The sequence below is a fragment of the Archaeoglobus sp. UBA230 genome (assembly GCA_002507545.1).
In the GTDB taxonomy this organism is placed as follows: Archaea; Halobacteriota; Archaeoglobi; order Archaeoglobales; family Archaeoglobaceae; genus Archaeoglobus.
Map to the genome: position 1 here is coordinate 19,367 of DAVR01000022.1, position 22,731 is coordinate 42,097.

Below are 22,731 nucleotides of genomic sequence, written 5' to 3' on the forward strand. Positions count from 1 at the left end.
ACATTTCCTTTTTAATCCCACCGCAGACGTTTACTCATGAAGGTATTCTTCGTCATAGACATCAAAAATGGTAGAGTGGTGGCGGGGAAGAGTGGAGAAAGAGACAAGTATCTACCAATTACCGACTTTAGCACACTTGTAAGCTCAGACGATCCATTAAAGGTTGTTTCTCAAATCAAACCAAGATTCCTCTATGCTGCAGACCTTGATCGAATCATGGGTATTGGAGATAACATGAAGGTATTATTAGCGTTATCATCCATGACCGATGAATTGATCGCAGACTGCGGGTTCAGAAGTGCTGAAGAAGTTGACAAACTTCCTTTCACACCTGTCGTGGGAACGGAGACCTTTGACATCACCCAAATTAGCAGAGGATGCTACGTTAGTCTCGATTTCAAAGAGGAGTTCCTCGACGCTTCAGGTAAGTTCGGCAGCTGGAGAGAGGCAGTAGAATACCTCAACTCCTTCGATTTATACGGTGTTATCGTTCTCCCCATACACTTTGTTGGGACAATGAAAACAGACTTTTCCCTGCTTCAGGCAGTGATGGAAGTTTCTGACAATCCAGTTCTCCTCGGCGGTGGAATTTCCAGTATGGATGATCTTTATAGGCTGAAAGAGATGGGTTGTGAAGGGGTCTTGGTTGCAACAGCGGTGCACAGGAAAAAAATTCCTTTGGAAGTTGTCAGACGAGGGAAAATTTAATTTAAGTTGAAACCGAAAAAATAATCTATAATAGTTTATTGTAACTTTATGTATGGCTAAAATTTTCAGAAAAGGAGAAAGGGTGGCTAAGGAAAAGGATGGTGTTAGCTATTCTCTGCTCATTCTAAGTGATAGACTCATTGCCATTCTTGCTGAAATTCCACCCGGCGTTGAAACACCAGACTATCGGCATGAAGGGGAGGAAATGAAGTATATCTTAGAGGGTGAAATTGAATGTATATCCGATGACTGCAAGCGAACGCTGCTAAAGCCTGGTGATGTAATCTGGCACAAACCAAAGGAGAAGCACAGGGTGAGAAATGTTGGAAAAAGGATGGCGAGATACATAGCTGTCGCCACACGCCCCTCCTTTGAAATCTAATAGTCAAATTCTCTCTCAGATATCAAAATAAGTAGAATCCCAAGAATATACGCCGCGAAACAGAAGGGGCAGTAATAGTTGTTCAGCAGAGCATAAGTCCCAAGGAAGGAAGCGCCAGCAACACCTGAAAATCTCCAGAGCTGCAGAACCACTACTGGAATCTTAAAAGTAAAGATGATAAATGACAATGCGAACCAGACCAGACCAAGAAGAGCAGGAATATATTGAGGGAGAGAGAAGATAGAAATTGATGCACAAACGCCAAGCGGACAAACGGGCTGAGTGCTTAAATAAAGAAGGTACCCTGAATCCAGCAACCCAGCAGCAATGAGTCCATAGGTTAAGCCTTTCATGCTCATTTTAACCCCTTTATAGTATTTATAACATCCATAACCTCTTTGTAGCCGACAAAAACGTAATTCTTCTCCTCTGCCGATATAACGAGAGTTGGAACGTATTTTATATTTAGAGACGAAGAAATTTTGGAGCAGTTTTCGTCCATTTCTGCCACATTACAGAATTTTATCCCATATTTTTCTGCAAGAACCTCGATATATGGTTTGACTTGCTGACAGTAATGGCAGTAATCGGAATAGAAATAGTAGATGTCCGCATCTCCGATAATATTAGCGATACTACCTTGCTCTTCCTGATAGTAAATATTACCCACTACTGCAACCGTAGCTCCAACCAGCACCGCCAATAAGTAAAACAAGGCTTTTTTCAGCATTATCTCTCCCTCTGCAAGAGGAGAAATAAATCCTTTGCGGTAAATTTTTTAAAACCTCAGCCGACTCAGAACGAGGTGGTTGAATGCCAGTACTCTGGTTGGCAGATATTGATAAAAATGATATCCCCATCGTTGGTGGTAAGGGCGCTAATCTTGGCGAGTTGTTAAGAGCTGAAATTCCAGTTCCTGACGGATTCGTTGTCGATGCGAGAACCTTTAGAGACTTTATCCAAAAAACAGGCATAGCCAAGAAAATTTACTCGCTTCTTGAAAACCTCGACGTTGAGGATACTGAAAAGCTTGAGAGGGTATCAAAGGAGATTAGAAGCATTATTGAAGGCGCAAAAATCCCAGAAGATATCGAAAGAGAGATAAGGGAAGCATACAGAAAGCTTTGCGAAGATGAAGGAGAACTCGTTTACGTTGCCGTAAGAAGCTCAGCTACAGCCGAAGACCTGCCTGATGCCAGCTTTGCTGGACAGCAAGAAACTTATCTAAACATTGCTGGTGAGGATGAAGTCGTTAAGAAGGTAAAGGAGTGCTGGGGTAGCCTTTTCACACCGAGGGCGATATACTACCGAATCCAGAAGGGTTTTAGACACGAGGATGTTAGTATAGCCGTTGTTGTTCAGAAAATGGTAAACAGTGAGAAAAGCGGTGTTATGTTCACTTCCCATCCAGTTACAGGGGAGAAGAAATGCATTATTGAAGCTATTTTTGGACTTGGAGAGGCGATTGTTAGCGGTCTTGTAACTCCTGATACCTATGTTTATGACAGAATTGCAAGGAGACTTGAGGAAGTGAAGATTGGAGAGAAAAAGTTCATGCTGACAAAGCAGGATGGAAAAACTGTTAAGGTGGAGCTTGACCCACAGAAGGCCAATGAAAGGGTTCTCAGTGATGAGGAGATAGAAAGGCTTGTTACCCTTGGGGAACTTATTGAGGAGCATTACGGTAAACCACAGGATGTGGAATGGGCAACAGAGAAGGGTAAAATCTACATTGTTCAGTCGAGACCTGTAACGACGATAAAAGAGAGTAAAGATATCGTGGACACTTCTGAGGAAGTTGAAGGTAGAATTCTCCTAAAAGGGCTCGGTGCTTCGCCGGGCATAGCCTCAGGCAAAGTTAAAGTCATTTTCAGCGAAAAGGAAATTTCGAAAGTTGAAGAGGGCGATATTCTGGTCACAACTATGACTACTCCCGACATGGTTCCAGCAATGAAGAGGGCTGCTGCAATCGTCACAGATGAGGGAGGGATGACTTGCCATGCTGCGATAGTTTCAAGGGAACTTGGAGTGCCAGCGATTGTTGGAACCAAAGAAGCTACAAAGGTTCTTAAGGATGGAATGATAGTCACGGTTGATGGAGAGAAAGGAATCATTTATGAGGGCAGAATAGAAAAGAAGGAGGAGCCGAGGCCCGTAGTTGCGTCAGCTCCGATAATAACAGCCACAGAGGTCAAGGTAAACATCTCGATTCCGGATGTTGCAGAGAGAGTTGCCAAAGAAACAAATGCTGATGGTGTGGGGCTGTTCAGAATTGAGCACATGGTTCTCGGACTTGAGAAACACCCGATGAAATATATAAAAGATGGGGAGATGGACAAGTATGTTGATCTACTCTACCAGGAAATGAGGAAGGTAGTTAAGGCATTCTATCCAAAACCTGTCTGGATTAGGACGCTTGATGCTCCTACGGATGAATTCAGAGCTATGGAGGGTGGAGAAGATGAGCCAATCGAGGCCAATCCGATGCTCGGTTTCAGAGGGATCAGGCGTGATCTGGTAGAGGAGGAACATCTAAGAGCGGAGATGAGGGCGATAAAGAAGCTGGTTGATGAAGGCTACACCAATATCGGAATTATGCTACCCCTCATAACCTCTCCGTCGGAAGTTAGGAGGGCGAAAGAGATTGCGATCAGTGAGGGGTTGCCTCTGGATAGGATAGAGTTCGGCATTATGGTTGAAACGCCTGCTGCTGCGATGATCATCGAAGACTTAATTAATGAAGGAATAGACTTCGTAAGCCTCGGAACGAACGACTTGACTCAGTACACCCTCGCAGTTGACAGAAACAATGAAAACGTCGCTTATCTCTATGACGAAACCCATCCTGCCGTTATGAAACTTATCGAGAGAACTATAAGAATATGTAAGAAGCACGGGGTTAAGAGCTCAATCTGCGGGCAGGCAGGAAGCTACCCGCATGTTGTCGAGAAGCTTGTTGAATTCGGGATTGACAGCGTTTCAGCCAATCCAGATGCGGTGCAAAAAATCAGGGAAGTTGTTGCGAGAGTCGAGAGAAAGATAATACTCGACAAAATAAGAGGGTTTCAGCCGTAGGCAATAATTTTTCTTGCCTCCATTTTTCCTATTCTGGAGTTTCCCTCTATCAAAAGCCTGTTTCCTGCGAGAATCTCCCCTACAACGCAGTTTTTAGCCACCCTCACATCAGCATTTGCCACTATCCTGTTTCCCCTGCAGCCCGAGAGAAGAACCACATCATCAGCGTAAATCTCACTAAACGAAGTGTAGGCTCCAAGTGTAACTTCCTCAGCCTTTATTCTCCCACCAACAACGCATCCTTTTCCGAGATTTACTTCCCTTGCCTCAATGCTACCCAGAAAGCTGCAGTTGATACCAGCCACGACCAAACCATCAAACCTTAGATTTTTTGTCACCACGCTTCCCGATTTTACTGAAAGAATCATGTTTTTCCTATCAACCCTAATCATTTCTTAACACCCTGCCTGACTTTTACAGCCACTCCTCTCTCCATCTCAAGCATCTCGAAAGCTGAGAGTATCGCTCTACCCGTGGCGAGCAATTCATCCTTTGTATTGACAACTATAACCTCATCATTCGCTCTTATGTCTTCATCCACCTCCACAACATGCTTGGCGAAAACACTCTTTCCCGAAGCGATGAACTCCGAAACCTCATCCATCACAACCACCCTCATCTTTGGATAGGCTAAAAAAGCATGTAGTCTCTTTGCCCCTTCAATGCTCAACGTAAACCATCCTGAATCAGCTTTCAGCGTCGCAATTCTCCTACCATCGTCTACAACCTGCCTAACTCGACCTGTTGTGGAAAGAATAAAGGTGCAGGTGTCGGGGAACAAAACCCTACCCGCGCCATTGCCGAACTGGTAGTCTGCTATAACCCTAACACTCCTCAGATTGATGTCATCTACCATATCTCCTCTCCCTCCTCTGATACTCTCTCAGAATTCGCAAAAAGTCAACATACCTGAAATTATCCCAGTCCACATCTGCAAAATAGAGCTCGCTGTAAATCCCCTGCCATATCATAAATTCAGGAACTTCATTTCCAGCTTTGATTATTATGTCCGGCGGTGTTTTCACAGCCAGAAACCTTTCGAATGTTTTCTCGTCAACATCTTCCGGCTTTAACTCTCCAGCTATCACCATCTCGGCAAGTTTTTTAATGGTATTCAGAATTTCCTCATGTCCTGTATAGCCAGCAATAATGTTAACTGTTGGTGGCTCACCTTCACTTTCTTTCACAAGCTCGTTTTCAATTATTCTAACTCTAAAACCTTTAATGAAATCTCTGTTGATCTCATTATGGGAGCAAACAGTAATTTCCTCAACTCCAAACCTTCTACACCAATTGATAAATTTTAGAAACCCCTCACCGAGGTGGTTGCTGATAACGACGATATGCTTCGGAACTTTCTCTATCTCCCTTTCCAGTAATTTTTCGTAGATTTTCAGCAGCATTCCATCAAAGTTTAAATGCATGTATTACTTAACTTTTCCCAATGCTTCCAGCAATCACTCTTTCAGTGATAGCACTAATTTCAATCAAACTCGATCCCCGGTTAGCCTTTGCCACCTTTGCCATCGCTACTCTGATCTATTCTAATAAAGGGAGCCTGAAACTCTCAATTAGAAACCCAAGTAACGAAGATTCGTATTTCAACGCATATCTACTTGCCACCTTCCTTTCCCTTCTTGCATGTTTTGCTATTCCGAGGGATGTCGTGTATACGTCAATTTTCCTGATTTTTGTACATGAGCTGAGAAGGGACGCAATCTGGAATATCGCTGCCTACACCTCTGCGTCCCTCTTCTACTTTCTTGCCTTCTATCTCCTGACAGATTTGCATTTCAACACAGCTCAGACCTTTTTTATAGCTCTTGCAGGCGGACTCACAGCATCTCTGGTGGAGAGTGTTGAGACCGACGCAGATAAGAGGTTTACACTGATGATAGCCCTCTCCACCGTATTCACGATATTCAGAATATACGTCCCTTCAGCATCAATATTTGACCTCAGCTTAGCTTTTTTCGCATCCTTTCTCTTGAGTCTTCTTGCCCTCTATACAGGAGTTGCAGATGAATCTGGTTTGATGAGTGCTACTCTTGTAGGAACCACGCTAATCCTCTTTACGGACTTCAGATTCTTTGCTGTTCTGCTCCTTTTCTACACCCTTGGCTCTGCATTCACGAAATATCGCTACGAGATAAAACAGAGTAGAGGGATAGCTGAACAGGCTGGGGGTGCAAGAGGTTATACAAACGTATTTGGAAACAGTCTTGCACCCCTCTTTTTCGCGATACAGTATGGTGTTACCCATAACCAATTTTTTGCAGCCGCCTTTGTCGCATCGGTTGCGGCAGCGCTGGCAGACACAACAGCGAGTGAAGTTGGTAAAGCAGAAAACAATGTTTACCTTATCACAAACTTTCACAAAGTTGAACCAGGTGTCAGTGGTGGGGTATCGTTCAAAGGCGAAATATCAGCTTTAGCCACATCCTTTCTCACAACTGTGCTTTCCTTCCTAATGGGGATTATTGGCATTTATGCTGCAATTATTGCTGCAATTTCAGCCTTTATCGGCGTTCACATTGACAGTATTCTTGGTGCAACGCTTGAAGAAAAAGGGTATTTGACAAATTCAGGGGTCAATTTTCTTGCAACCTTTCTTGCCGGTGTTATTTGTTTCCTCCTTCTTTTTCAGTTCCCCTCTTAACCTTCCTTCTGCTCAAAGCTGCAATCGTAGAAATAGCCACTATGCCGTAGACTACCTCAAATCCCGGCGTTTCTATAACCTGCTCAATTCTTGATTTCTTTTTTGGAGTGTAGTAGGTGTAAGGATTGAATTCGACATGCTTAAGCTCTCTTTCTCCACCTGATTTTGCCATATTAGTCAGCAGCTTTGCCAGCCTTTCTGATAGCTTGTAGTACATAAGCTTGGCGTACTTGTTTTCCATACTCTCGGCAAACTCATAGTAGGCTGCAGGAAGCACAGGAAAAACCACTTGCTCTGCCTCAGAAATCGCAGAGTTGGCAGCTTCTTTTGCACTCTCCACCTTATCGTTGACTTCCCCATATTTGACTTCAATTGAAAGGCTCGCGTCAGTAATAGAGTTTATAGCCATCACTGCAGCTCCTGCATACAAGCCATCAGAGAGCAGTCTTTTAGCGGTTTCAAGCGATTCATAAGCGTCATTCAGCAATGTCTGTTCACCATTCAGTGATGATGCGTAAACGAGTATCGAACCAGCTTGGGTTATGTAGAACTCCGCCCTTTTTTCAATCTCCTGTGGTGAAATCTCGTAGTCGTTCTTCAGTTCGGAAAGAATAGAGAGCCACACCTTTGCACTCTCAACTCTCTCCTTAGCGTAAGCAAGATACTGCAAAGCCTCATCATCTGTATTAGCAGTCTTTGCCTTCTCAAGCAGGTTCTCTGCCTCTGCTATCCTCTCCTGTGCAGCGGCAATAACCTGAAGTGAGTTTACGCCGATTTGCTCATTGCCAAGGTAGCCCTTGAGAGAATCTATTTCATTTTTGATGCTTTCAACCTCGTTATCGAATTGCTGTGCGGTAACTATGTTTTTCTTATAAAGCTCATACCTAAGGATTATTTTCGACTGGAAGTAAAGACTTGTGGCAGTGTAGTATTTCCCTTCACTGTAGCGTTCTTCTGCTTTTTCAATTAGTTCCTCAGCCTTGCCACTCTTAACAGCTTTTCTAAGTGGTTCGACAGACTCTTTCATCTTTTCTGCGAGCTTTTTCAGAATATTGGAGTAAGCCTTGATACTGAACTCACCTTGTGGTTTTTTAACTTCATAGCCCGTGAAGAACTTCAGCGCGTCGTTAAGAGTTCTAACCTCATAAACATCTACGCCCAAGGACTTGCCATACTCCACGAGGTCTATTTTCTTGTATTCAGGGGTAACTATGCTGATAATACCTACTCTCCTAACCTTGGTCTCTTCTACATAGGTAATCCTCTGCCCTTCAGGTATCAAGAAAATTTTTCCGCCATGAGATGCAGCAGCTTCGAGCTTATATTTTAGCCCACCTACTGGCCCAATGAAACCGTCAGGGTAAATCATTCCAGTCATGTAAACATCATCGCGGATTTTGAGACCTTTGAGTGCAGCTACAGTAGCTACAGTCATCACACCCCCTGCAGAGGGTCCACCAACGATTGGTGCCTCAGCCTCAATAATATAGAAGAAGTCGTATTTTGTGAAGTCCATCCCCAGTAAATCGCAGGCTGTTAGAGCGGCAAGCTGTGCACTTCCCTGCATGTCAATTTCGGTGTAGGGGGTTGTCGAGACGAAAACCTTTCCGTCTCCGGGTGTGACAATGACACTGATATTTATTACAACACCAGTGGGATTTTCGCCACTTGTTACGGCAACAGCCTTGATATCTGCCCTCTGTGCATGTTCAAACTGAGCATGTACTGGCTGGATAAGTAAAAACACGATGAACAGCAGGATCAGAGTTTTTTTCATAAACCGAGTTAATTAGCTCGAAATTAAAATTTTACCCAACAACTTCGATGTCTGCAACATATCTGCTGACGTAGGGAGCAAAGTTTCCACATTTTTTCAGTTTCAGCACCTCTACCTTTATCCCGTGTTCCGCAAATTTATCCGATATTTTATCCGGCAACCTTTCCTCTTCATTCTCACTCTCGAAAGAGTAGTAGTGGATAAAGCTACCTTTCTCAACTTTGTCCTTCAGCAGAGGTATGAACTTCTCAGCTGAATAGGGAGCAGGCATTAGAACGCGGTCGAATTTTCCCGAAAGTTTGGGGACAATTTCGTTTACGTCACCTTCAAGAACCTTTACGACATTCTGAACTTTGTTCAGCTTCACATTCTGCCTGAAATACTTAACTGCTATCGGGTTCAGTTCAACCCCTATAACCTCTCTCGGCTTTGCGAGCCTTGCAATTACTATCGGATAAGGCCCGACACCAGCGAACATCACAAGAACCTTCTCTCCCTCCCTCACAAGCTTCGCAATCCTCTCCCTCTCTCCTGACAACTTGACTGAATAGTAGGCTTTGGTTGGGTCAACTACAAATCTGCATCCGTGCTCCTTAACAATGGTTTCAGTCTTTTCCCCATAGACAAGTTCATATCTTGCAATTCTGTAAACTCCATTAACTTCCCCAACCTTTCTCAACACAGTTTTGACATGTTTGTGCCTTTTCAGTATCGCAGCAATAATATCATCCTTACGGTGCATGATCTCATCAGGAATTTCAATGACCACTACATCACCGATTATCTCAAAGCTCCTTCTTACAAGCTTAATTTCCTCCTCGCTTAGCTTGTCCTTCAGCAACTCCCTTAAAGACACGTAGCCTTTTTAGCCTCTCAAACAAAAAATGTTGCGATGCTGGAGAAAATGCGGGTTTACTTCATAACCGACTCAAGATTCGGCAAGCACGAGGAGCTTGCAGAGAAGGCTTTAAAGGGGGGTGTGAGAACAATACAGCTTAGAGAAAAAAAATTACCTGCGAGAGAAGTTTATGAAACAGCAAAAAGACTGAGAAAGTTGACCTACGACTATGATGCTTTGCTCATAATAAATGACAGAGTTGATATTGCAATTGCATCATATGCAGATGGTGTCCACGTTGGGCAGAGTGACCTTCCTGCAAAGGCTATAAGGGACTTTTTTGATGGTGTAGTTGGCGTTTCCGCCCATACTGTCGAGGAAGCGAGGGGAGCAGAAAAGTATGCAGACTATCTTGGTGTTGGCCCTGTTTTTAGAACGGTGACCAAAGAGGATGCAAAAACTCCAATAGGGATTGACGGATTGCAAGAGATTGTAAGTGCCGTTAGAATCCCTGTCATAGGTATAGGTGGAATAAACGAAAGCAATGCGATTGACGTGTTAAAATGTGGTGCTGCAGGAATCGCTGTAGTATCAGCAATTGCCGGAAAGAAAAATGTTGTTGGGGCTGCGAGAACACTTGTTGAGTTATGTGATGATTATTATATGTAATTACAATCATCATCAGCTCAGTAAATATTAAATATGGGAATACGAGATTTCTAATACAATGATAGGCATCCTAATACCCCTACTGCTACCTTTAATTCTCTTGGAAGTCGTTTCCTTCATACCAGTCCTGCTATTCGCACCCCTCTACCTTATGACAAGCGTAATTTCTCAGAATTCGGGTGATGCCGCTGTTGCGCTTGTAGGTGTTGTAGCCACATATTACTACTTCATGCGTGGATGAGCGGGGTGAGAGAATTCTGGACGTAGCAATCGTAGGAGGAGGAATCGCAGGTTTATCTCTTGCCGCTTTGCTTTCAGATAAATACAGTGTTGCTGTTTTCGAAAAATCGAAGATTCTCGGTGGTAGAGCAAGGGTTGTGGAAAGGGACGGATTTATTCTGGACTACGGAATCCATACATGCAGATTTGCCGACGAAGGAGTTGTGGCTGAGCTTTTCAGTAAACTGGGCATACCGATAGAGTTCCACTCCTCGAACGCTATCGTTTACTCCAATGGTTTTTACAGAGTCCCGAAAGGTGCAATTGGCTTTCTCACAACAAAACTCGTCCCATTTAGGGCAAGATTGACACTGCTGAGACTGATGATCAAATTACTCAGACTGAACCCAAGAGATGTCGTGGATGTCACCGTACACGAGTTCATAAAGGATATTACGGAAAGAGAAGACATTTACAGGCTTGTATCAGCGCTCATTGGGTCGGGGATAGTCTGTCCCGACATGAAAAAAGCCTCGCTATGCGAGGCTGTAACCTTTGCCCAGAAAGCTGTGAAGAGCAAATATACTGGGGGTTATCCAGTTGGTGGATGGAAGTATATAATAGACAGCCTTAAGAAAAAAATCGTCGAGAATGGTAGTGAAATAAGGCTGAATTCTGAAGTTAAGAAGGTTGAAGTTAACGGAAATGTTGCTGAAGGGATCGTTGTTGGTGATGAATTTATAGATGCGAGAGTGGTTGTTATTGCCTTCCCCCTACAACGAATTTGCGGCATTGTGGACAGGCGTCTACTGCCAGAATCCTTTGTTGAGAAGGTTGAGAGCCTTGAGCCTACCTCAGGGATATCAATTGATCTGGCCTTGAAGGAGAAGGTTTCGAATATAGACTCTGTTATCCTCACGCTCCAGCCAGTTATTATGGGTCACTTCACCTCCAATATTTACACTGAAACTGCTCCAGAAGGTAAGCAGCTTGCTACCTTCTACTACCCACTTCCCTATGAGAAGATGGATGACAGGAGCTATCTTGACAGAAAGCTTGAAGAGATGAGAGAAATGCTTGAAGAAATGTTTCCGGGAATTCTGGATAAAACGGAGTGGGAGAGAGTGCTATATCTTAAAGTCGTGGACGGGGCGATTCCAAAGCCCGGTCAGACATATTTTGAAAGACCTGACTACCTATGTCCGACTATCGAAAATCTATTCTTCGTCGGTGATACAACGAGAGCCGAAGGTAATGGGGGTGACATAGCGTTCAGGTCTGCGTTGGAGTGTGCGGAGAAGATAGAAAAGTATTTGGAAAAATTTAAGTATTGATTAAATGTGGCATAGCTCATGATTGAGTTTAGAGTGGCAAAGACTGTTTGCTGGCTCTCCTTTATTATCTTCCTCCTTGCCGGGTTCTACTTCCTTCTCTTCCCCAAAAATCTTGGAAATGTTATTTCAGAAACTGGAAAAGTGCTGAAAATCGAAAGAGGGGAGGAAATTAATTTCTGGAGGAGTCTAACCTTTGCATACATGATGACCATAGCCTTTCTGGCAGTGCTGATAGCCACCAATGTCACCATCTACTGGCGGTTTCTGTTTGTTCTCTTCATCGCTAAGATTTCATCGTCAGCAGCAGCTTTGACATTCTTCCTGAATGGAGGAGGATTTTACAGCCTCGTGATAGCCTTCACCGACTTGCCGCTTGCTTTAGTCTTTATCGGTCTTTATATCTGGATTTGGAAGAGCAGAGTGAGGTAGGGAGCTGACATGATAAGCGAAAAGAGACTGAGGGTTTTGAAGAAGGCAGGTGAGGCTCTGATTCCATCAGATGATAATCTACCAGAATATAGCGTGGAAGTTGATGAGAGGGTTGAGAAGTTTCTTAGAAGAATGCCGCCACACGTTCGACTTATGATCAATATCAGTCTGATCTTTCTACAGCTTCTCCCAATTCTTAGAGTTTTCAAGCTGAAAAAGCCAGCTTTTTTCACCTCTTTAGACATTAATGAGAGATACATGCTGCTTGAGGGACTGAGGAGGAGCAGATTCTTTGTTTTCCGTATGGTCTTTATTGTTATAAAACTGTTTGCAGTTGCCCTCTATGCTTCGAAAAAAGAAGTGGAGAAGGCGATTGGATATTCTGTAAATACTGGTAGCAAAAAAGTCCCCTCGCCCGATCTCGTGACAGAGAATATAATCGAAGGACATCAAGTAAGCCGGAACTTCAAAATACGCTGCGATGTCCTCGTTATAGGCTCGGGAGCTGGTGGGGCGGTAGTTGCAAAGGAGCTTGCTGAACAGGGTTTTGATGTAGCTGTTATCGAAGAGGGTTTCATGCCCGAATGTGATAAACTTGGAGGGGATATGCTGAGTGTCACCCCAGAACTATACAGAGATGCCGGAATGACGTTCACAGTTTCCCCCATAGGCTTGGGTCAACCATCTGTCCTGCTCCCAACTGGAGTTGCTCTCGGTGGAACGACGGTGGTTAACGAAGGAACGTGCTTTAGAACGCCAGACGAAGTGCTTGAGAGATGGAGCAGCGATTTTAATCTCGAAGGGGTTGACCCGAAAACAATGGAAAAGTACTTTAGGAAAGTAGAAAGAACTCTGAACGTCCATCCAGTATCGGTCAATCTCATAGGTAAGGCAGCGATGAAAGTAGCTGCTGGAGCCGAGAAACTTGGTTACAGCTACTTTCCGCTCTACAAGAACACTTCCGGATGTGAAGGATTGGGATTGTGTGAATTTTGCTGTCCTATTGATGCAAAAAAGGCAATGCACATCAGCTACATCCCCTTAGCGACTCAAAACGGGGCGAAATTCTATACTGGCTTCAGGGCTAAATGGCTGGAGTTCAGAGGTAAAAGAATAACGAAGGTAGGTGGCGAAATTCTAAACAGAGAAGGGCAGGTAGTTGGGAGATTTGTAGCTGAGTTCAAAATTCTCGTTCTTGCAGCCGGAGCAATCCACACGCCCTACCTGTTGCTGAAAAATGGAATTGCGAATTCGAGCGGTATGGTTGGCAAAAATCTGAGGATTCATCCAGCCATCGCCGTCATGGGAATTTTTGACGAAATTCTGAACGGCTGGGAGGGAATGTCTCAGAGCTTGGCTGTTAAGGAGTTTGCAGATGAAGGGATAATTTTGGAGACAACCTTTGCACCCCCAGCCCTCGCAATGGCAGGAAACTGGCTTGCCGGAAAGGAGCTTTCAGAGCTCTTTTTGAACTACAGAAAAGCATCAATGGTTGGAGTTATGATTGGGGAGGATGATTCGAAGGGAAGAGTGCTGGCTCTGCCCGAGTTCCTACCACTTGTAGGGAAAACACCCATTGTGCAGTATAAATTCGGGGTGAAGGATGTGCAGAAGGCGATGAAAGGACTTGTCGAGACGTGCAGGATATATTTTGCTGCTGGAGCAGAGAAAGTTGTCACCCCCCTTCTAAATTTCCCAATTGTAAAGCAGGACGACCTGAGCAGGCTGGAAGAAATTGGACGTTTGCACCCAAACATGTTAATCTGGTCAGCATACCATCCTCAGGGAACATGCAGAATGAGTGCTGAACCATATAATGGTGTCGTAGATTCATATTGTCGCTCACACGACTTTGAAAACATGTATATTGCGGATGCGAGCATTTTTCCAGACTGTGTTGGAGTTAACCCAATGATTTCAATTATGGCCTTCGCAACGAGGACTGCTGAACACATATCGGAGGTGAATGATGCACTCTGATGAGGTTGGGGACATAGTGAAGGCTTGCAGTGAATTTGCCGAGAAAGAGTGTGATAAAGATATGCTGAAAGCGTGGAAGAAGGGCTTTGAACTGGGATACTTTAATTTAGAAGACCTCTCCGCTACCGAGGCTTCAGCTGTATTTGAAGGTATTTTTTCGGTAAAACCGACTTTTGGCGTTCCTATGCTTTACTTCACAATTTCCCAGCATATTTTTGGTGAATTTGCCTCCCTCGCAATCCATCAGGAAAGACTCATTACAGATTTTACCTATGATAAATACATTAAGGTGGACAATTCCGAGGCGTCAATCTTTTTTGCTGAAGAGAAGTATTACACTCCTGAATTGATAGAGCTTAGGGTTGATAGAGTTGTTGACACTGCGGAGTCTGATATCCGACCCCTTCTAAACCTCCTTCTTGCCGCACGATGTGTTGGCACCGCCAAGTATGCCCTCAAAACTGCATTGGGCTATTTAAGGGAAAGGGAGAAAGCGGGATACGAGGACCTCAATTACTGTCACTGCTTCGAAAAGCTCGGAGAGATTTCGGCGGAAATTGAAGCTTCAAAACTCATGGTGTATCACGCAGCATCCCTTTTTAAGTCAGACAACAGTAAACCTTTCCCGGAGATGGCGTTGTGGAAGGCTGCCTGCACCGCAGTTATTGCCGCAGACGAATCCATCCTGCTTCAAGAAGGGTTTTACAGCTACAAGGAAGACTTCAAAGTCGAAATTTTCAGATACATTGCGGAGTTAAAGCATAGAAATCCAAAGGGCTCCTCGATCTACGACCTTAAAAACTCTGAACTCTACTTCCCTTTCACATACCGATTTCACACTCACTTTCCTGAGTGAGCCAAATTTAAATAACGGTTCATCCCACTCCTTACGATGAACGAAAAGCTGCTCAGCGAACTCAAAGGATACCAGATTGTGGGAAGACATTCAGCCGTGAAGACTTGCCTGTGGCTGAAGAAGTCGTTGAAGGATGAAGGGGTTTGCTACAAGCAGAAGTTTTACGGGATTAGCAGCCACCGCTGTCTTCAGATGACTCCCGCCCTTATGTGCAACCAGAACTGCATTTACTGCTGGCGTCCACTTGAGCTGCTAAAGGGTTTCAAAGGGTGGGACGATCCAGATTTTATCGTGGAGGAGAGTATAAAGGCTCAGCACCGCTTACTGAGCGGTTTTCACGGAACTGCTGGTGTGAACAGGAAAAAGCTTGAGGAGGCGTATAAGCCGAATCAGGTAGCCATAAGCCTGATAGGCGAGCCAACGCTCTATCCCCACCTTCCAGAGCTGATCGAGGGATATATGCAGAGGGGATTTACGACGTTTCTTGTGACAAACGGTACAATGCCGGATGTACTGGAAAAGGTCAGCCCTACACAGCTTTACATCAGCCTAACAGCCTTCGACGAGGAGAGCCACATCACACTCAACCGCCCGTCCGGAAGCAACTGGGAAAGGATAACAAAAAGTCTTGGCGTGATGAGGCAAAGCGATAGCAGGACTGTAGTAAGACTGACGCTGATTAAAGGCTACAATATGGACGATAGGGCTGTGAAGAACTATGCAAAGTTGATAAACAGGGCTGAACCCGATTTTGTTGAGGCAAAAGCCTACATGTATCTGGGCTATTCAAGGCTGAGGCTCCGGTATGAGAATATGCCGGAACATGCTGATATTGTTAATTTCGCTACTAAACTTTCCAAGGAGACAGGATATGAAGTCGTGAGCGAATCCGAACCGAGCAGAGTTGTTTTGCTGGGGTGAGAGGATGGATATCGAGGAATGCAGAAAGAGGCTTAAAGAACTTGAAATTGCAAGAGAGGAGCTTTTGAAGCTTTTAAGGGATATGAGGATTCACTCCACAAAGGCAGTGGCTTTGATTCACGCTGGAGAGATAGAAGAAGCGGAAAAATACCTAAACAATGCATTGAAAGTTCTGGAGGAGATCAGAGAATTTAGAGAGTTCCCTGAAATCTATCATACCCTCACCCACGACGCGATGCAGGAGCTTGTTGAAGCTTTTGCCTTTCACAGGGCAGTTAGAGGGGAGTTCAGCTTTTCGATTAATCTGGAAGTTGAACCTTCCGCCTTTATAACTGGCCTTGCCGATCTTGTCGGAGAGCTCAGAAGGTATGCTCTTAGTAAGCTGGTTAAAGGCAGATTTGAAGATGCAGAGAGGCTTATGAAACTCATGGAAGACATTTACAACGAGCTTATTTCATTCACCTCCTTTCCCGACAAACTCCTTCCGGGATTAAGAAGGAAGCTGGACATTGCAAGGAGTGGAATTGAGAGGACGAAATCAGATTATATCGCAGCGAGGGTAGCGAGATTAAATGAAAGTCTGGGTGGGGATTGACGATACGGACAGCAACAAGGGAATGTGCACAACCTACCTTGCAGTTCTTATAATGGAGAGGATAGAGGGAGAGGTGGGGAGGGTTATAGGTTTTCCGAGACTTGTAAGACTGAACCCCACAATTCCCTACAAAACGAGAGGTAATGGGGCAGTAAGCTTACTGGTGGAGACTGAAAACAGGGGTGAGCTTATTGAGGTTGTCAACGATGTGATTCTTGAACATGCCATGCTTGAGGACGACAATACCAATCCGGGTGCTGTATTCGTTGAAGAAGAACTTGCAGTGAAGCTGAGAGGGTTTGCAGAGAAGGCTATAAAGGATGTTGTGATGCTCGATGAGGCTCTGTTTATCATCGGAAAGCACTTTATCCCCCACCTGAAATACAAAAAGGGTAGAGGGCTTATCGGTGCCCTTGCCGCAGTTGGAGCGGAATTAAACGACTTCACGCTTGAGCTGATTGCCTACAGGTGTCCAGAAAGATTCGGGACTGAGAGAGAGTATGACAAGGAGAGCTTCTTTGACATGGACTTTGAGCTTTATCCCGAGACTTTCGACAATGTAGACTGGTGCAACGATGCCGTTGTTTGCGTCCCCAACACCCCTTGCCCGGTTCTCTACGGACTTAGGGGAGAGAATGTTGAGACTCTGCATAAAGCAATGTCAATGGTCAAAACAGAGCCTGTGGACAAGAGGATGATTTTCATAACGAACCATGCAACGGACATGCACCTGATTGACGTTAACGAAAACATAGAGAGGATTGAGAACTACCACTCCTACCGGATAAAGGGAAGGGTGGTGGAGGAGCCCTACGATATTGAAGGTGGTCATGTTTTCTTCAAAATTGAGACCAAGTTCGGAGAGATAAAGTGTGCAGCTTTCGAACCGACAAAGCAGTTCCGCAACATCGTCAGACTGCTGAGGCCCGGCGATATTGTCGAGGTCTACGGCTCGATGAAGAAGGACACGATAAACTTGGAAAAGCTGAGGGTTGTTGAAGTTGCTGAGATTTACGTTGAAAAGAATCCGATCTGTCCGATTTGCGGGAAGAGAATGGAGTCTGCCGGAAGAAGTCAAGGATTCAGGTGCAGGAAATGTAAAACCACTGCGAAAGAGAAGGTCATGGAGAAGATGGCAAGAAACATTGAACCCGGATTTTACGAGGTGCCCCCATCTGCGAGGCGACATCTTTCAAAACCTCTTATTAGGATGGGAGTCGGAAAGAGACACATTTTCAGGTAAAATTTTATTCTAATAACTCGCTACGGATTTTATGAGAGTTGGGGTTATAGGAGCTGGCAATCTGGGTATGGCATTAGCAAAAAACGCTTCGAAGAGGGCTGAAGTTGTTGCGGTCAAAAGGAAAGTTGTGGAAATGGAGGGAATAGAGGTTACAGATCGGATGGAGGGGGTTAGGGACTGTGACGTCATTTTAGTGGCTTTGAAACCTGACGTTTTCAGAAGGGAGCTTGAAAGAATTGGCAGAGTAGCAGAGGAAAGGCCAGTAGTGAGCTTTGCTGCCGGTGTTAAGCTGGATGAGATGAGAAGACACATAAAAAATCCCTTCAGGGCGATGACGAACATAGCCATATCGCTTGTCGCCTATTGGCCTGCCGAGACGTTTCAGCACATATCGTTTCTGGATACAGAGTTTATCGAATGCAGCAACGAAAGTGAGCTTGACGTTATGACAGCTTATCTTGGAAGTTCTCCGTCAATTTTGGCTTATTTACTGCACGCTTTCATACTTTCAGCGATTAGAGATGGTGTTAATTATACGAAATCTCTGAAGGTAGCTGTATCATCTTTTAAGGCAACGGCGGAACTCTACGAAAGGCTTGGACTTGAGGGCATGCTTAGAAAGATAGCAACCCCTGCTGGAACGACGATTGAAGGTGTTATCAGGGTTGGCGAGGCACAAAGGGCACTGATAGAGGCCTTGTCTGCTGCATCTTCAAAGGCAAGAGTGATATAGACCAAAAAGCAAATAAACTCAGGATGTGACTGGATATAGACAAGGGCCCGTAGCTTAGCCAGGTCAGAGCGCCCGGCTCATAACCGGGCGGTCGAGGGTTCGAATCCCTCCGGGCCCATACCAACATGGGTTCGTAGCCTCCACACTTCGATTCGTCTTCTATTGAAGTTCTTAGCTACCTGATCAAACGGGCTGAAACGGTGTCCCAACCTTATATATTCTACTTAGTGCAAAAAGCATATCAAAAGTTCTATATTTCTCTAAAAACTTTTGAGTAATCTATTCACCCTTTGGTGCAATGAACAACCAGAAGGTGCAACTGAGAGACCTTTTGGAATCCATAGCCAAAGCTAAAGGTTTGGAGGTCTTGAAGTCACTCAAGCATCCAAAGAGGTGGTCTGAGCTGCGAGAAGTCGCCAAGGGAGACAACAAATCACTTACCAATCGTATGAACGAGTTTATCGAACTCGGTCTTGTCGAACCAGTTCTACTGAAAGACTCACCAAAGGGCTCGAAAGCATACGTTCTGACGGGCTTCGGCCGCTTCGTCCTGCAGAAGCTTGAGGAGATCGAGAGATACTCGGACGGCAAGTAATATATACTTCTTTCACTATGTTTACATAATATGTCTACAACAACCTATAGTGTACGGATACCAAAGGAAATCCGCAAAGCGATGGAGAAGATGAAGGACGTGAACTGGCAGGAAGAGATACGGAAGATGATAATCGAGAGAGTTCGCGAAGAGGCAAAGAGGAGGTTGCTCGCAGAGGCGAGGGAGTTGAGAAACAAGATGAAGAACTCAAATATCTCGGAGATGATAAGAGAGGACCGGGATGCCAGATAAGGTTGTTCTCGATTCCAGTGTTATTGCAGCCGTTTTCTTTAGAGAGGACGACGTAGCTTCTAAGGCGGAGAAAATTCTGGAGGAGTTCGAAATCCTCTACACCCTCGACCTCGCAATAGCAGAAATCACGAATATTGCGTGGAAGAAGGCTGTTTTTGAAGAAGAGCCTGCAGACATCGTGGAAGAGGGGCTGAGTGCGTGCATCGAGTTCGTAACCTTTGTATGTCAGATCGTCACCTCTGCAGAACTCTACGATCTCGCATTCAAAATAGCCGTTGAAAAGAGAATTACCGCATACGATGCTCTTTTCGTTGCTGCATCCGAAAGATGCGATGCACCTCTTGCCACAGCAGACAGAGAGCTTGCCAGAAAGATAGACAACGTCATTCTTGTGAGATAGGAGTAGCTCGTTCATAATTCAGCCCTTCACCACAACATCTTCTTTCTCCTCCCTGCCACTCTCTGCCTTGATGCCGAGCAAGCCCTTGCTTTCAGGTTTCAGCAGAACCTTTATTCTACAACCTCCCCTCTCGTCCAGACCAACAACGATGTTGTCAGCTAAGGGCTTAGATGAAACTTCCCCTTTTTTCAGCCTGAGATACACTGCACTGAACTTGAGGTAAACCCATCATTGTGACGCAGAATGACCAATCTACAACCATTCTAAGGATTCCTACAGCTAATTGAACTCTCTAACGGCATCAACAAGCCAGGAAGCTTTACCTACGACGAATTCCGGCTTGTTAGCATCTTGATAAAAGATTTTATTTTGTAGTCTTGTTATGTAACCCTCATTTTCTCGATTAAATGTCTCTTCCAAGGTTTTTCGCGAAAGCTAATAGGAATCCAAGAGATTTCTGGACATCTGGGTCTCTTATTGCCTTAAGAGAGCCAGTAAGGCCAACTGGTTCGAAATCTTTTACTTTTTTAAGGGCATCTAAAAGTTTCTCAACAAGCTGAATTACCTCATCATCAACTGAAAGAGCGAGAGAGAGTAGCAGCTCCAGATTCCTGCTCACAACTTCCTGCACATCAACATCCATGAACTCGTCAGGAATCTTTCTTATTCCAAGAACGATTTCTGAAAGCATCACAAGCTCATCCAAAATACCACTCTTCTCAAGATACACGAGCTTGTCCATAGCGGATAGAATTGCATCCCCATTCTCTGCGAGCTTTTCCATCATTTTTGTCAGAATTTCCGCAGCTTTGGATTCGTAGTCTGCGATCATTGGATCACCCAAGGCTTTTTTAAAATTTCAACTAAATAAATTTTTGGTTTTTGTTATTAGTCACAAATAATCTTGATAGTAAACTTAGGAAAGTTTAAATAAGCCACATACTCTACAATTCCAAAATAGTCTTTCTAAGGGGTGAAACAAATGGTAAGAACTGAGGATGGCAGACTACAAGAGCACCCAATTGTTGAGTTCAGGAGGGGAAAAGAAGTAACGATATATTTTAATGGCAAACCCATAAAAGCCTACGAGGGAGAGACCGTTGCAGCTGCGCTTTATGCTGCTGGTGTAAGGGTTTTCAGCAGATCCTTCAGATGGCACCGCCCTCGCGGCTTTTTCTGCGCCATAGGAAAATGTTCCGCGTGCATGATGGAAGTTGACGGAATACCGAACGTCAGAACCTGCAAAGTTTATGTTAGAGATGGAATGCAAGTAAGAACACAGAGCGGTTTGCCTGATGCAGAAAAGGACATGTTCTCGATACTTGACGATGTCATAGACACCATGTTTCCACACGGAAGCCACTACACTAAGTTCACAAAATCAAGGAGAGCAAGAGAGTTCATGGTCAAGAGGATGAGAAAGTTTACAGGTTTTGGAAACCCACCCAAGGCTGTTTTTCAAGGTAAGGCAGATTATGAGGAAATTGAAACCGATGTTCTTGTTGTGGGTGGTGGACCAGGTGGAATGTCTGCTGCGATTCACGCTGCTAAATACGGTGCAAAAGTTTTACTTGTTGATGAGAATCCGTTTCTCGGCGGTCAGCTTGTAAAACAGACCCACAGGTTTTTCGGTTCTGCTAAGGAAAGAGCAGGAACGAGGGGTATAAAAATTGCTAACATCCTTGAAGATGAGCTCAGCAAACTGGAGAATGTTGATATAAGGAAGGAGACGAGGGTTTTCGGCATATATAATGGAGTGGCTGGTGCGTACCAGAGATTTAATGACGAAGGAAAACTTCTAAAGATAAAGGCTAAGAAAATCGTTGTTGCTACAGGAGCTTATGAAAGAACGCTGATATTCGAGAACAATGATCTTCCGGGTGTTTATGGAGCAGGAGGAGTTCAGACGCTGATGAACGTATATGGCATAATGCCGGGCAAGAAAGGATTGATTGTTGGTTCCGGTAATGTTGGTCTTATCCTTACATATCAGCTTATGCAGGCTGGTGTTAGTGTTGCAGCGATTGTTGAGGCAATGCCTCGAATTGGTGGTTATTTCGTCCATGCTGCCAAGGTCAGAAGGCTCGGAGTGCCGATCTACGTTAGACACACAATACTTAAGGCCATAGGTAAAAAGAGCGTTGAAGGTGCAGTAATTGCCCAGCTTGACGATAGATGGCAACCAATTCCGGGGACAGAGAAGAAGATTGATTGCGACTTCATCTGTGTTGCAGTAGGACTTTCACCAACCCACGAGTTGCTGTATCAGGCTGGCTGTAAGATGAAGTTCGTACCGGAACTCGGTGGGATGGTTCCGCTGAGATCGAGGTACAATGAGACCAGCGTTAAAGGTCTTTACGTTGCTGGTGACGTGGCTGGAATTGAGGAGGCGACAGCAGCGATCATGGAAGGGAGAATAGCTGGGGTGCATGCAGCGGTAACCCTTGGTTACGGCGGAGAAGAGGCTAAGAATGAGCTTGAAGAGGCTGTTCGAGACATTGAGGAGTTCAGAGCTGGACCGTTCGGTGAGAGAATAGTCTGCGGCCTCGAAAAATGCATTCTCGAAAGCGAGGTGAGCTTATGAAGTATCTTGAGAGGGGTTATCTCGAAAAGGATGAACTTCCACCCTTCCCCAGCGAGGAAAGGCTGAAAAAGAAGGCAGTTGCGTATATCGAGTGTCCTCAGCCAATCCCATGCAGCCCCTGCTATGAATCCTGCCCGGCTGATGCCGTAAAAATGGACAACATAAACGATCCGCCAGAGGTTGATTACGAAAAATGCACGGGCTGTATGAAATGCATCAGAGTTTGTCCGGGTCTTGCAATTTTCATGTTGAAACTAAAGGAGGACGGAAAGGGAGAAGTGACACTTCAGTACGAGTTTATCCCATGGCTCAAAAAAGGAGACAGAGTCAAGTTATACAACAGAAAAGGAGAAGAAATTGGAGAAGGCGTTGTGAACTGGGTTCTACCTCCTGAAAGGAATGATAATACATCACTCGTAAGGGTCGAAGTTGACGCTGACCTGATCTTTGAGGTGAGAGCTATCAGACCAACGGGGTGAAGG

28 protein-coding genes and 1 tRNA gene are annotated in these 22,731 nt (G+C 44.7%); 20 read left to right on the forward strand and 9 right to left on the reverse strand.

Annotation, left to right across the window (positions count from 1 at the left end; all coding sequences use genetic code 11):
* The first annotated feature begins 36 nt into the window (after positions 1–36).
* Both BP688_RS05635 and BP688_RS05640 read left to right on the forward strand, forming a co-directional pair.
* Positions 37–708 (forward strand): HisA/HisF family protein, encoded by a 672-nt coding sequence (locus BP688_RS05635; RefSeq protein ID WP_290596680.1) that lies wholly within the window; start codon positions 37–39, stop codon positions 706–708.
* Between the two features lie 52 nt (positions 709–760).
* Positions 761–1,090 carry a cupin domain-containing protein gene (locus BP688_RS05640; RefSeq protein ID WP_290623850.1) on the forward strand — a complete coding sequence of 110 codons (330 nt, stop codon included), beginning with the start codon at positions 761–763 and terminating at the stop codon, positions 1,088–1,090.
* Here the strand turns inward: BP688_RS05640 and BP688_RS05645 are convergent.
* Both BP688_RS05645 and BP688_RS05650 read right to left on the reverse strand, forming a co-directional pair.
* Positions 1,087–1,449, reverse strand: coding sequence for a hypothetical protein (locus tag BP688_RS05645; protein ID WP_290596682.1), 363 nt, complete (start codon positions 1,447–1,449; stop codon positions 1,087–1,089). The genes BP688_RS05640 and BP688_RS05645 overlap by 4 nt on opposite strands.
* Complete coding sequence (locus BP688_RS05650) at positions 1,446–1,820, reverse strand: thioredoxin family protein (protein ID WP_290596683.1); 375 nt, start codon at positions 1,818–1,820, stop codon at positions 1,446–1,448. Before BP688_RS05650 ends, BP688_RS05645 begins: the two co-directional genes overlap by 4 nt.
* A gap of 83 nt (positions 1,821–1,903) precedes the next feature.
* Between BP688_RS05650 and ppsA the strand changes: the two genes are divergently transcribed.
* Positions 1,904–4,165, forward strand: a complete 2,262-nt coding sequence (ppsA, locus tag BP688_RS05655) for a pyruvate, water dikinase (protein WP_290596684.1) — start codon at positions 1,904–1,906, stop codon at positions 4,163–4,165.
* On the opposite strand, the gene BP688_RS05660 is transcribed toward ppsA, so the two are convergent.
* The 3 genes from BP688_RS05660 to BP688_RS05670 are packed head-to-tail and all read right to left on the reverse strand — an operon-like array spanning position 4,156 to position 5,568.
* Positions 4,156–4,557 (reverse strand): hypothetical protein, encoded by a 402-nt coding sequence (locus tag BP688_RS05660; protein WP_290596685.1) that lies wholly within the window; start codon positions 4,555–4,557, stop codon positions 4,156–4,158. The genes ppsA and BP688_RS05660 overlap by 10 nt on opposite strands.
* Positions 4,554–5,021, reverse strand: coding sequence for a PUA domain-containing protein (locus BP688_RS05665; protein ID WP_290596686.1), 468 nt, complete (start codon positions 5,019–5,021; stop codon positions 4,554–4,556). The genes BP688_RS05660 and BP688_RS05665 overlap by 4 nt, the downstream gene beginning before the upstream one ends.
* Entirely contained in the window at positions 5,011–5,568 is a 558-nt protein-coding gene (locus tag BP688_RS05670; protein ID WP_290596687.1) for an undecaprenyl diphosphate synthase family protein, read from the reverse strand. Before BP688_RS05670 ends, BP688_RS05665 begins: the two co-directional genes overlap by 11 nt.
* Positions 5,569–5,609: 41 nt before the next feature.
* On the opposite strand from BP688_RS05670, the gene BP688_RS05675 reads away from it, so the two are divergent.
* Complete coding sequence (locus BP688_RS05675; protein ID WP_290596688.1) at positions 5,610–6,824, forward strand: TIGR00297 family protein; 1,215 nt, start codon at positions 5,610–5,612, stop codon at positions 6,822–6,824.
* Here BP688_RS05675 and BP688_RS05680 read toward each other — a convergent pair.
* Together BP688_RS05680 and BP688_RS05685 are read right to left on the reverse strand one after the other, a co-directional pair.
* Complete coding sequence (locus BP688_RS05680; RefSeq protein WP_290596689.1) at positions 6,787–8,601, reverse strand: S16 family serine protease; 1,815 nt, start codon at positions 8,599–8,601, stop codon at positions 6,787–6,789. The genes BP688_RS05675 and BP688_RS05680 overlap by 38 nt on opposite strands.
* Before the next feature lie 31 nt (positions 8,602–8,632).
* The gene (locus BP688_RS05685) at positions 8,633–9,457 is read right to left on the reverse strand and encodes a class I SAM-dependent methyltransferase (protein WP_290596690.1); all 825 of its coding nucleotides are present in this window, start codon (positions 9,455–9,457) and stop codon (positions 8,633–8,635) included.
* Between the two features lie 36 nt (positions 9,458–9,493).
* Here BP688_RS05685 and thiE point away from each other — a divergent pair, with 36 nt between their 5' ends.
* From thiE to BP688_RS05755, 14 genes are all read left to right on the forward strand, one after another.
* Positions 9,494–10,108: a thiamine phosphate synthase gene (gene thiE / locus BP688_RS05690; RefSeq protein WP_290596691.1), complete on the forward strand. Its 615-nt coding sequence runs from the start codon at positions 9,494–9,496 to the stop codon at positions 10,106–10,108.
* 58 nt (positions 10,109–10,166) lie between these two features.
* The gene (locus tag BP688_RS05695) at positions 10,167–10,349 is read left to right on the forward strand and encodes a hypothetical protein (protein ID WP_290596692.1); all 183 of its coding nucleotides are present in this window, start codon (positions 10,167–10,169) and stop codon (positions 10,347–10,349) included.
* Positions 10,342–11,661 carry a phytoene desaturase family protein gene (locus tag BP688_RS05700; RefSeq protein ID WP_290596693.1) on the forward strand — a complete coding sequence of 440 codons (1,320 nt, stop codon included), beginning with the start codon at positions 10,342–10,344 and terminating at the stop codon, positions 11,659–11,661. The genes BP688_RS05695 and BP688_RS05700 overlap by 8 nt, the downstream gene beginning before the upstream one ends.
* Positions 11,662–11,679: 18 nt before the next feature.
* Positions 11,680–12,090, forward strand: coding sequence for a hypothetical protein (locus BP688_RS05705; RefSeq protein WP_290596694.1), 411 nt, complete (start codon positions 11,680–11,682; stop codon positions 12,088–12,090).
* 9 nt (positions 12,091–12,099) lie between these two features.
* Entirely contained in the window at positions 12,100–14,070 is a 1,971-nt protein-coding gene (locus BP688_RS05710) for a GMC family oxidoreductase N-terminal domain-containing protein (protein WP_290623852.1), read from the forward strand.
* Positions 14,057–14,926 (forward strand): acyl-CoA dehydrogenase family protein, encoded by an 870-nt coding sequence (locus tag BP688_RS05715; protein WP_290596696.1) that lies wholly within the window; start codon positions 14,057–14,059, stop codon positions 14,924–14,926. Before BP688_RS05710 ends, BP688_RS05715 begins: the two co-directional genes overlap by 14 nt.
* A 36-nt stretch (positions 14,927–14,962) precedes the next feature.
* Positions 14,963–15,847: a 4-demethylwyosine synthase TYW1 gene (gene twy1, locus BP688_RS05720; RefSeq protein WP_290596697.1), complete on the forward strand. Its 885-nt coding sequence runs from the start codon at positions 14,963–14,965 to the stop codon at positions 15,845–15,847.
* 4 nt (positions 15,848–15,851) lie between these two features.
* The gene (locus tag BP688_RS05725; protein WP_290596698.1) at positions 15,852–16,442 is read left to right on the forward strand and encodes a translin; all 591 of its coding nucleotides are present in this window, start codon (positions 15,852–15,854) and stop codon (positions 16,440–16,442) included.
* Entirely contained in the window at positions 16,420–17,685 is a 1,266-nt protein-coding gene (gene tiaS / locus BP688_RS05730) for a tRNA(Ile2) 2-agmatinylcytidine synthetase TiaS (RefSeq protein WP_290596699.1), read from the forward strand. Before BP688_RS05725 ends, tiaS begins: the two co-directional genes overlap by 23 nt.
* A 31-nt stretch (positions 17,686–17,716) precedes the next feature.
* The gene (locus BP688_RS05735) at positions 17,717–18,418 is read left to right on the forward strand and encodes a pyrroline-5-carboxylate reductase family protein (RefSeq protein WP_290596700.1); all 702 of its coding nucleotides are present in this window, start codon (positions 17,717–17,719) and stop codon (positions 18,416–18,418) included.
* A 43-nt stretch (positions 18,419–18,461) separates the two neighbouring features.
* A tRNA-Ile gene (locus tag BP688_RS05740) sits at positions 18,462–18,536 on the forward strand.
* A gap of 180 nt (positions 18,537–18,716) precedes the next feature.
* Positions 18,717–19,013, forward strand: coding sequence for a transcriptional regulator (locus BP688_RS05745; protein WP_290596701.1), 297 nt, complete (start codon positions 18,717–18,719; stop codon positions 19,011–19,013).
* Between the two features lie 30 nt (positions 19,014–19,043).
* Positions 19,044–19,265, forward strand: coding sequence for a type II toxin-antitoxin system VapB family antitoxin (gene vapB, locus BP688_RS05750; RefSeq protein WP_290596702.1), 222 nt, complete (start codon positions 19,044–19,046; stop codon positions 19,263–19,265).
* Complete coding sequence (locus BP688_RS05755; RefSeq protein ID WP_290596703.1) at positions 19,255–19,665, forward strand: type II toxin-antitoxin system VapC family toxin; 411 nt, start codon at positions 19,255–19,257, stop codon at positions 19,663–19,665. The genes vapB and BP688_RS05755 overlap by 11 nt, the downstream gene beginning before the upstream one ends.
* An 18-nt stretch (positions 19,666–19,683) precedes the next feature.
* Here BP688_RS05755 and BP688_RS05760 read toward each other — a convergent pair whose 3' ends face one another.
* Together BP688_RS05760 and BP688_RS05765 are read right to left on the reverse strand one after the other, a co-directional pair.
* Positions 19,684–19,869, reverse strand: a complete 186-nt coding sequence (locus BP688_RS05760; protein ID WP_290623856.1) for a hypothetical protein — start codon at positions 19,867–19,869, stop codon at positions 19,684–19,686.
* Positions 19,870–20,068: 199 nt separating this feature from the next.
* Complete coding sequence (locus BP688_RS05765; protein WP_290596704.1) at positions 20,069–20,509, reverse strand: helical membrane plugin domain-containing protein; 441 nt, start codon at positions 20,507–20,509, stop codon at positions 20,069–20,071.
* A gap of 138 nt (positions 20,510–20,647) precedes the next feature.
* On the opposite strand from BP688_RS05765, the gene BP688_RS05770 reads away from it, so the two are divergent.
* Both BP688_RS05770 and BP688_RS05775 read left to right on the forward strand, forming a co-directional pair.
* Positions 20,648–22,249: an FAD-dependent oxidoreductase gene (locus tag BP688_RS05770; RefSeq protein WP_290596705.1), complete on the forward strand. Its 1,602-nt coding sequence runs from the start codon at positions 20,648–20,650 to the stop codon at positions 22,247–22,249.
* Complete coding sequence (locus tag BP688_RS05775; protein WP_290596706.1) at positions 22,246–22,728, forward strand: 4Fe-4S dicluster domain-containing protein; 483 nt, start codon at positions 22,246–22,248, stop codon at positions 22,726–22,728. Before BP688_RS05770 ends, BP688_RS05775 begins: the two co-directional genes overlap by 4 nt.
* Positions 22,729–22,731: the final 3 nt, after the last annotated feature.

Excerpts from the sequence above, each read along its gene's own strand:
- BP688_RS05635 (WP_290596680.1), top strand. The coding sequence starts at position 37 with ATGAAGGTATTCTTCGTCATAGACATCAAAAATGGTAGAGTGGTGGCG.
- BP688_RS05640 (WP_290623850.1), top strand. The coding sequence starts at position 761 with ATGGCTAAAATTTTCAGAAAAGGAGAAAGGGTGGCTAAGGAAAAGGAT.
- BP688_RS05645 (WP_290596682.1), bottom strand. The coding sequence starts at position 1,449 with ATGAGCATGAAAGGCTTAACCTATGGACTCATTGCTGCTGGGTTGCTG.
- BP688_RS05650 (WP_290596683.1), bottom strand. The coding sequence starts at position 1,820 with ATGCTGAAAAAAGCCTTGTTTTACTTATTGGCGGTGCTGGTTGGAGCT.
- ppsA (WP_290596684.1), top strand. The coding sequence starts at position 1,904 with ATGCCAGTACTCTGGTTGGCAGATATTGATAAAAATGATATCCCCATC.
- BP688_RS05660 (WP_290596685.1), bottom strand. The coding sequence starts at position 4,557 with ATGATTAGGGTTGATAGGAAAAACATGATTCTTTCAGTAAAATCGGGA.
- BP688_RS05665 (WP_290596686.1), bottom strand. The coding sequence starts at position 5,021 with ATGGTAGATGACATCAATCTGAGGAGTGTTAGGGTTATAGCAGACTAC.
- BP688_RS05670 (WP_290596687.1), bottom strand. The coding sequence starts at position 5,568 with ATGCTGCTGAAAATCTACGAAAAATTACTGGAAAGGGAGATAGAGAAA.
- BP688_RS05675 (WP_290596688.1), top strand. The coding sequence starts at position 5,610 with ATGCTTCCAGCAATCACTCTTTCAGTGATAGCACTAATTTCAATCAAA.
- BP688_RS05680 (WP_290596689.1), bottom strand. The coding sequence starts at position 8,601 with ATGAAAAAAACTCTGATCCTGCTGTTCATCGTGTTTTTACTTATCCAG.
- thiE (WP_290596691.1), top strand. The coding sequence starts at position 9,494 with ATGCTGGAGAAAATGCGGGTTTACTTCATAACCGACTCAAGATTCGGC.
- BP688_RS05695 (WP_290596692.1), top strand. The coding sequence starts at position 10,167 with ATGATAGGCATCCTAATACCCCTACTGCTACCTTTAATTCTCTTGGAA.
- BP688_RS05705 (WP_290596694.1), top strand. The coding sequence starts at position 11,680 with ATGATTGAGTTTAGAGTGGCAAAGACTGTTTGCTGGCTCTCCTTTATT.
- BP688_RS05710 (WP_290623852.1), top strand. The coding sequence starts at position 12,100 with ATGATAAGCGAAAAGAGACTGAGGGTTTTGAAGAAGGCAGGTGAGGCT.
- BP688_RS05715 (WP_290596696.1), top strand. The coding sequence starts at position 14,057 with ATGATGCACTCTGATGAGGTTGGGGACATAGTGAAGGCTTGCAGTGAA.
- twy1 (WP_290596697.1), top strand. The coding sequence starts at position 14,963 with ATGAACGAAAAGCTGCTCAGCGAACTCAAAGGATACCAGATTGTGGGA.
- BP688_RS05725 (WP_290596698.1), top strand. The coding sequence starts at position 15,852 with ATGGATATCGAGGAATGCAGAAAGAGGCTTAAAGAACTTGAAATTGCA.
- tiaS (WP_290596699.1), top strand. The coding sequence starts at position 16,420 with ATGAAAGTCTGGGTGGGGATTGACGATACGGACAGCAACAAGGGAATG.
- BP688_RS05735 (WP_290596700.1), top strand. The coding sequence starts at position 17,717 with ATGAGAGTTGGGGTTATAGGAGCTGGCAATCTGGGTATGGCATTAGCA.
- BP688_RS05745 (WP_290596701.1), top strand. The coding sequence starts at position 18,717 with ATGAACAACCAGAAGGTGCAACTGAGAGACCTTTTGGAATCCATAGCC.
- vapB (WP_290596702.1), top strand. The coding sequence starts at position 19,044 with ATGTCTACAACAACCTATAGTGTACGGATACCAAAGGAAATCCGCAAA.
- BP688_RS05755 (WP_290596703.1), top strand. The coding sequence starts at position 19,255 with ATGCCAGATAAGGTTGTTCTCGATTCCAGTGTTATTGCAGCCGTTTTC.
- BP688_RS05770 (WP_290596705.1), top strand. The coding sequence starts at position 20,648 with ATGGTAAGAACTGAGGATGGCAGACTACAAGAGCACCCAATTGTTGAG.
- BP688_RS05775 (WP_290596706.1), top strand. The coding sequence starts at position 22,246 with ATGAAGTATCTTGAGAGGGGTTATCTCGAAAAGGATGAACTTCCACCC.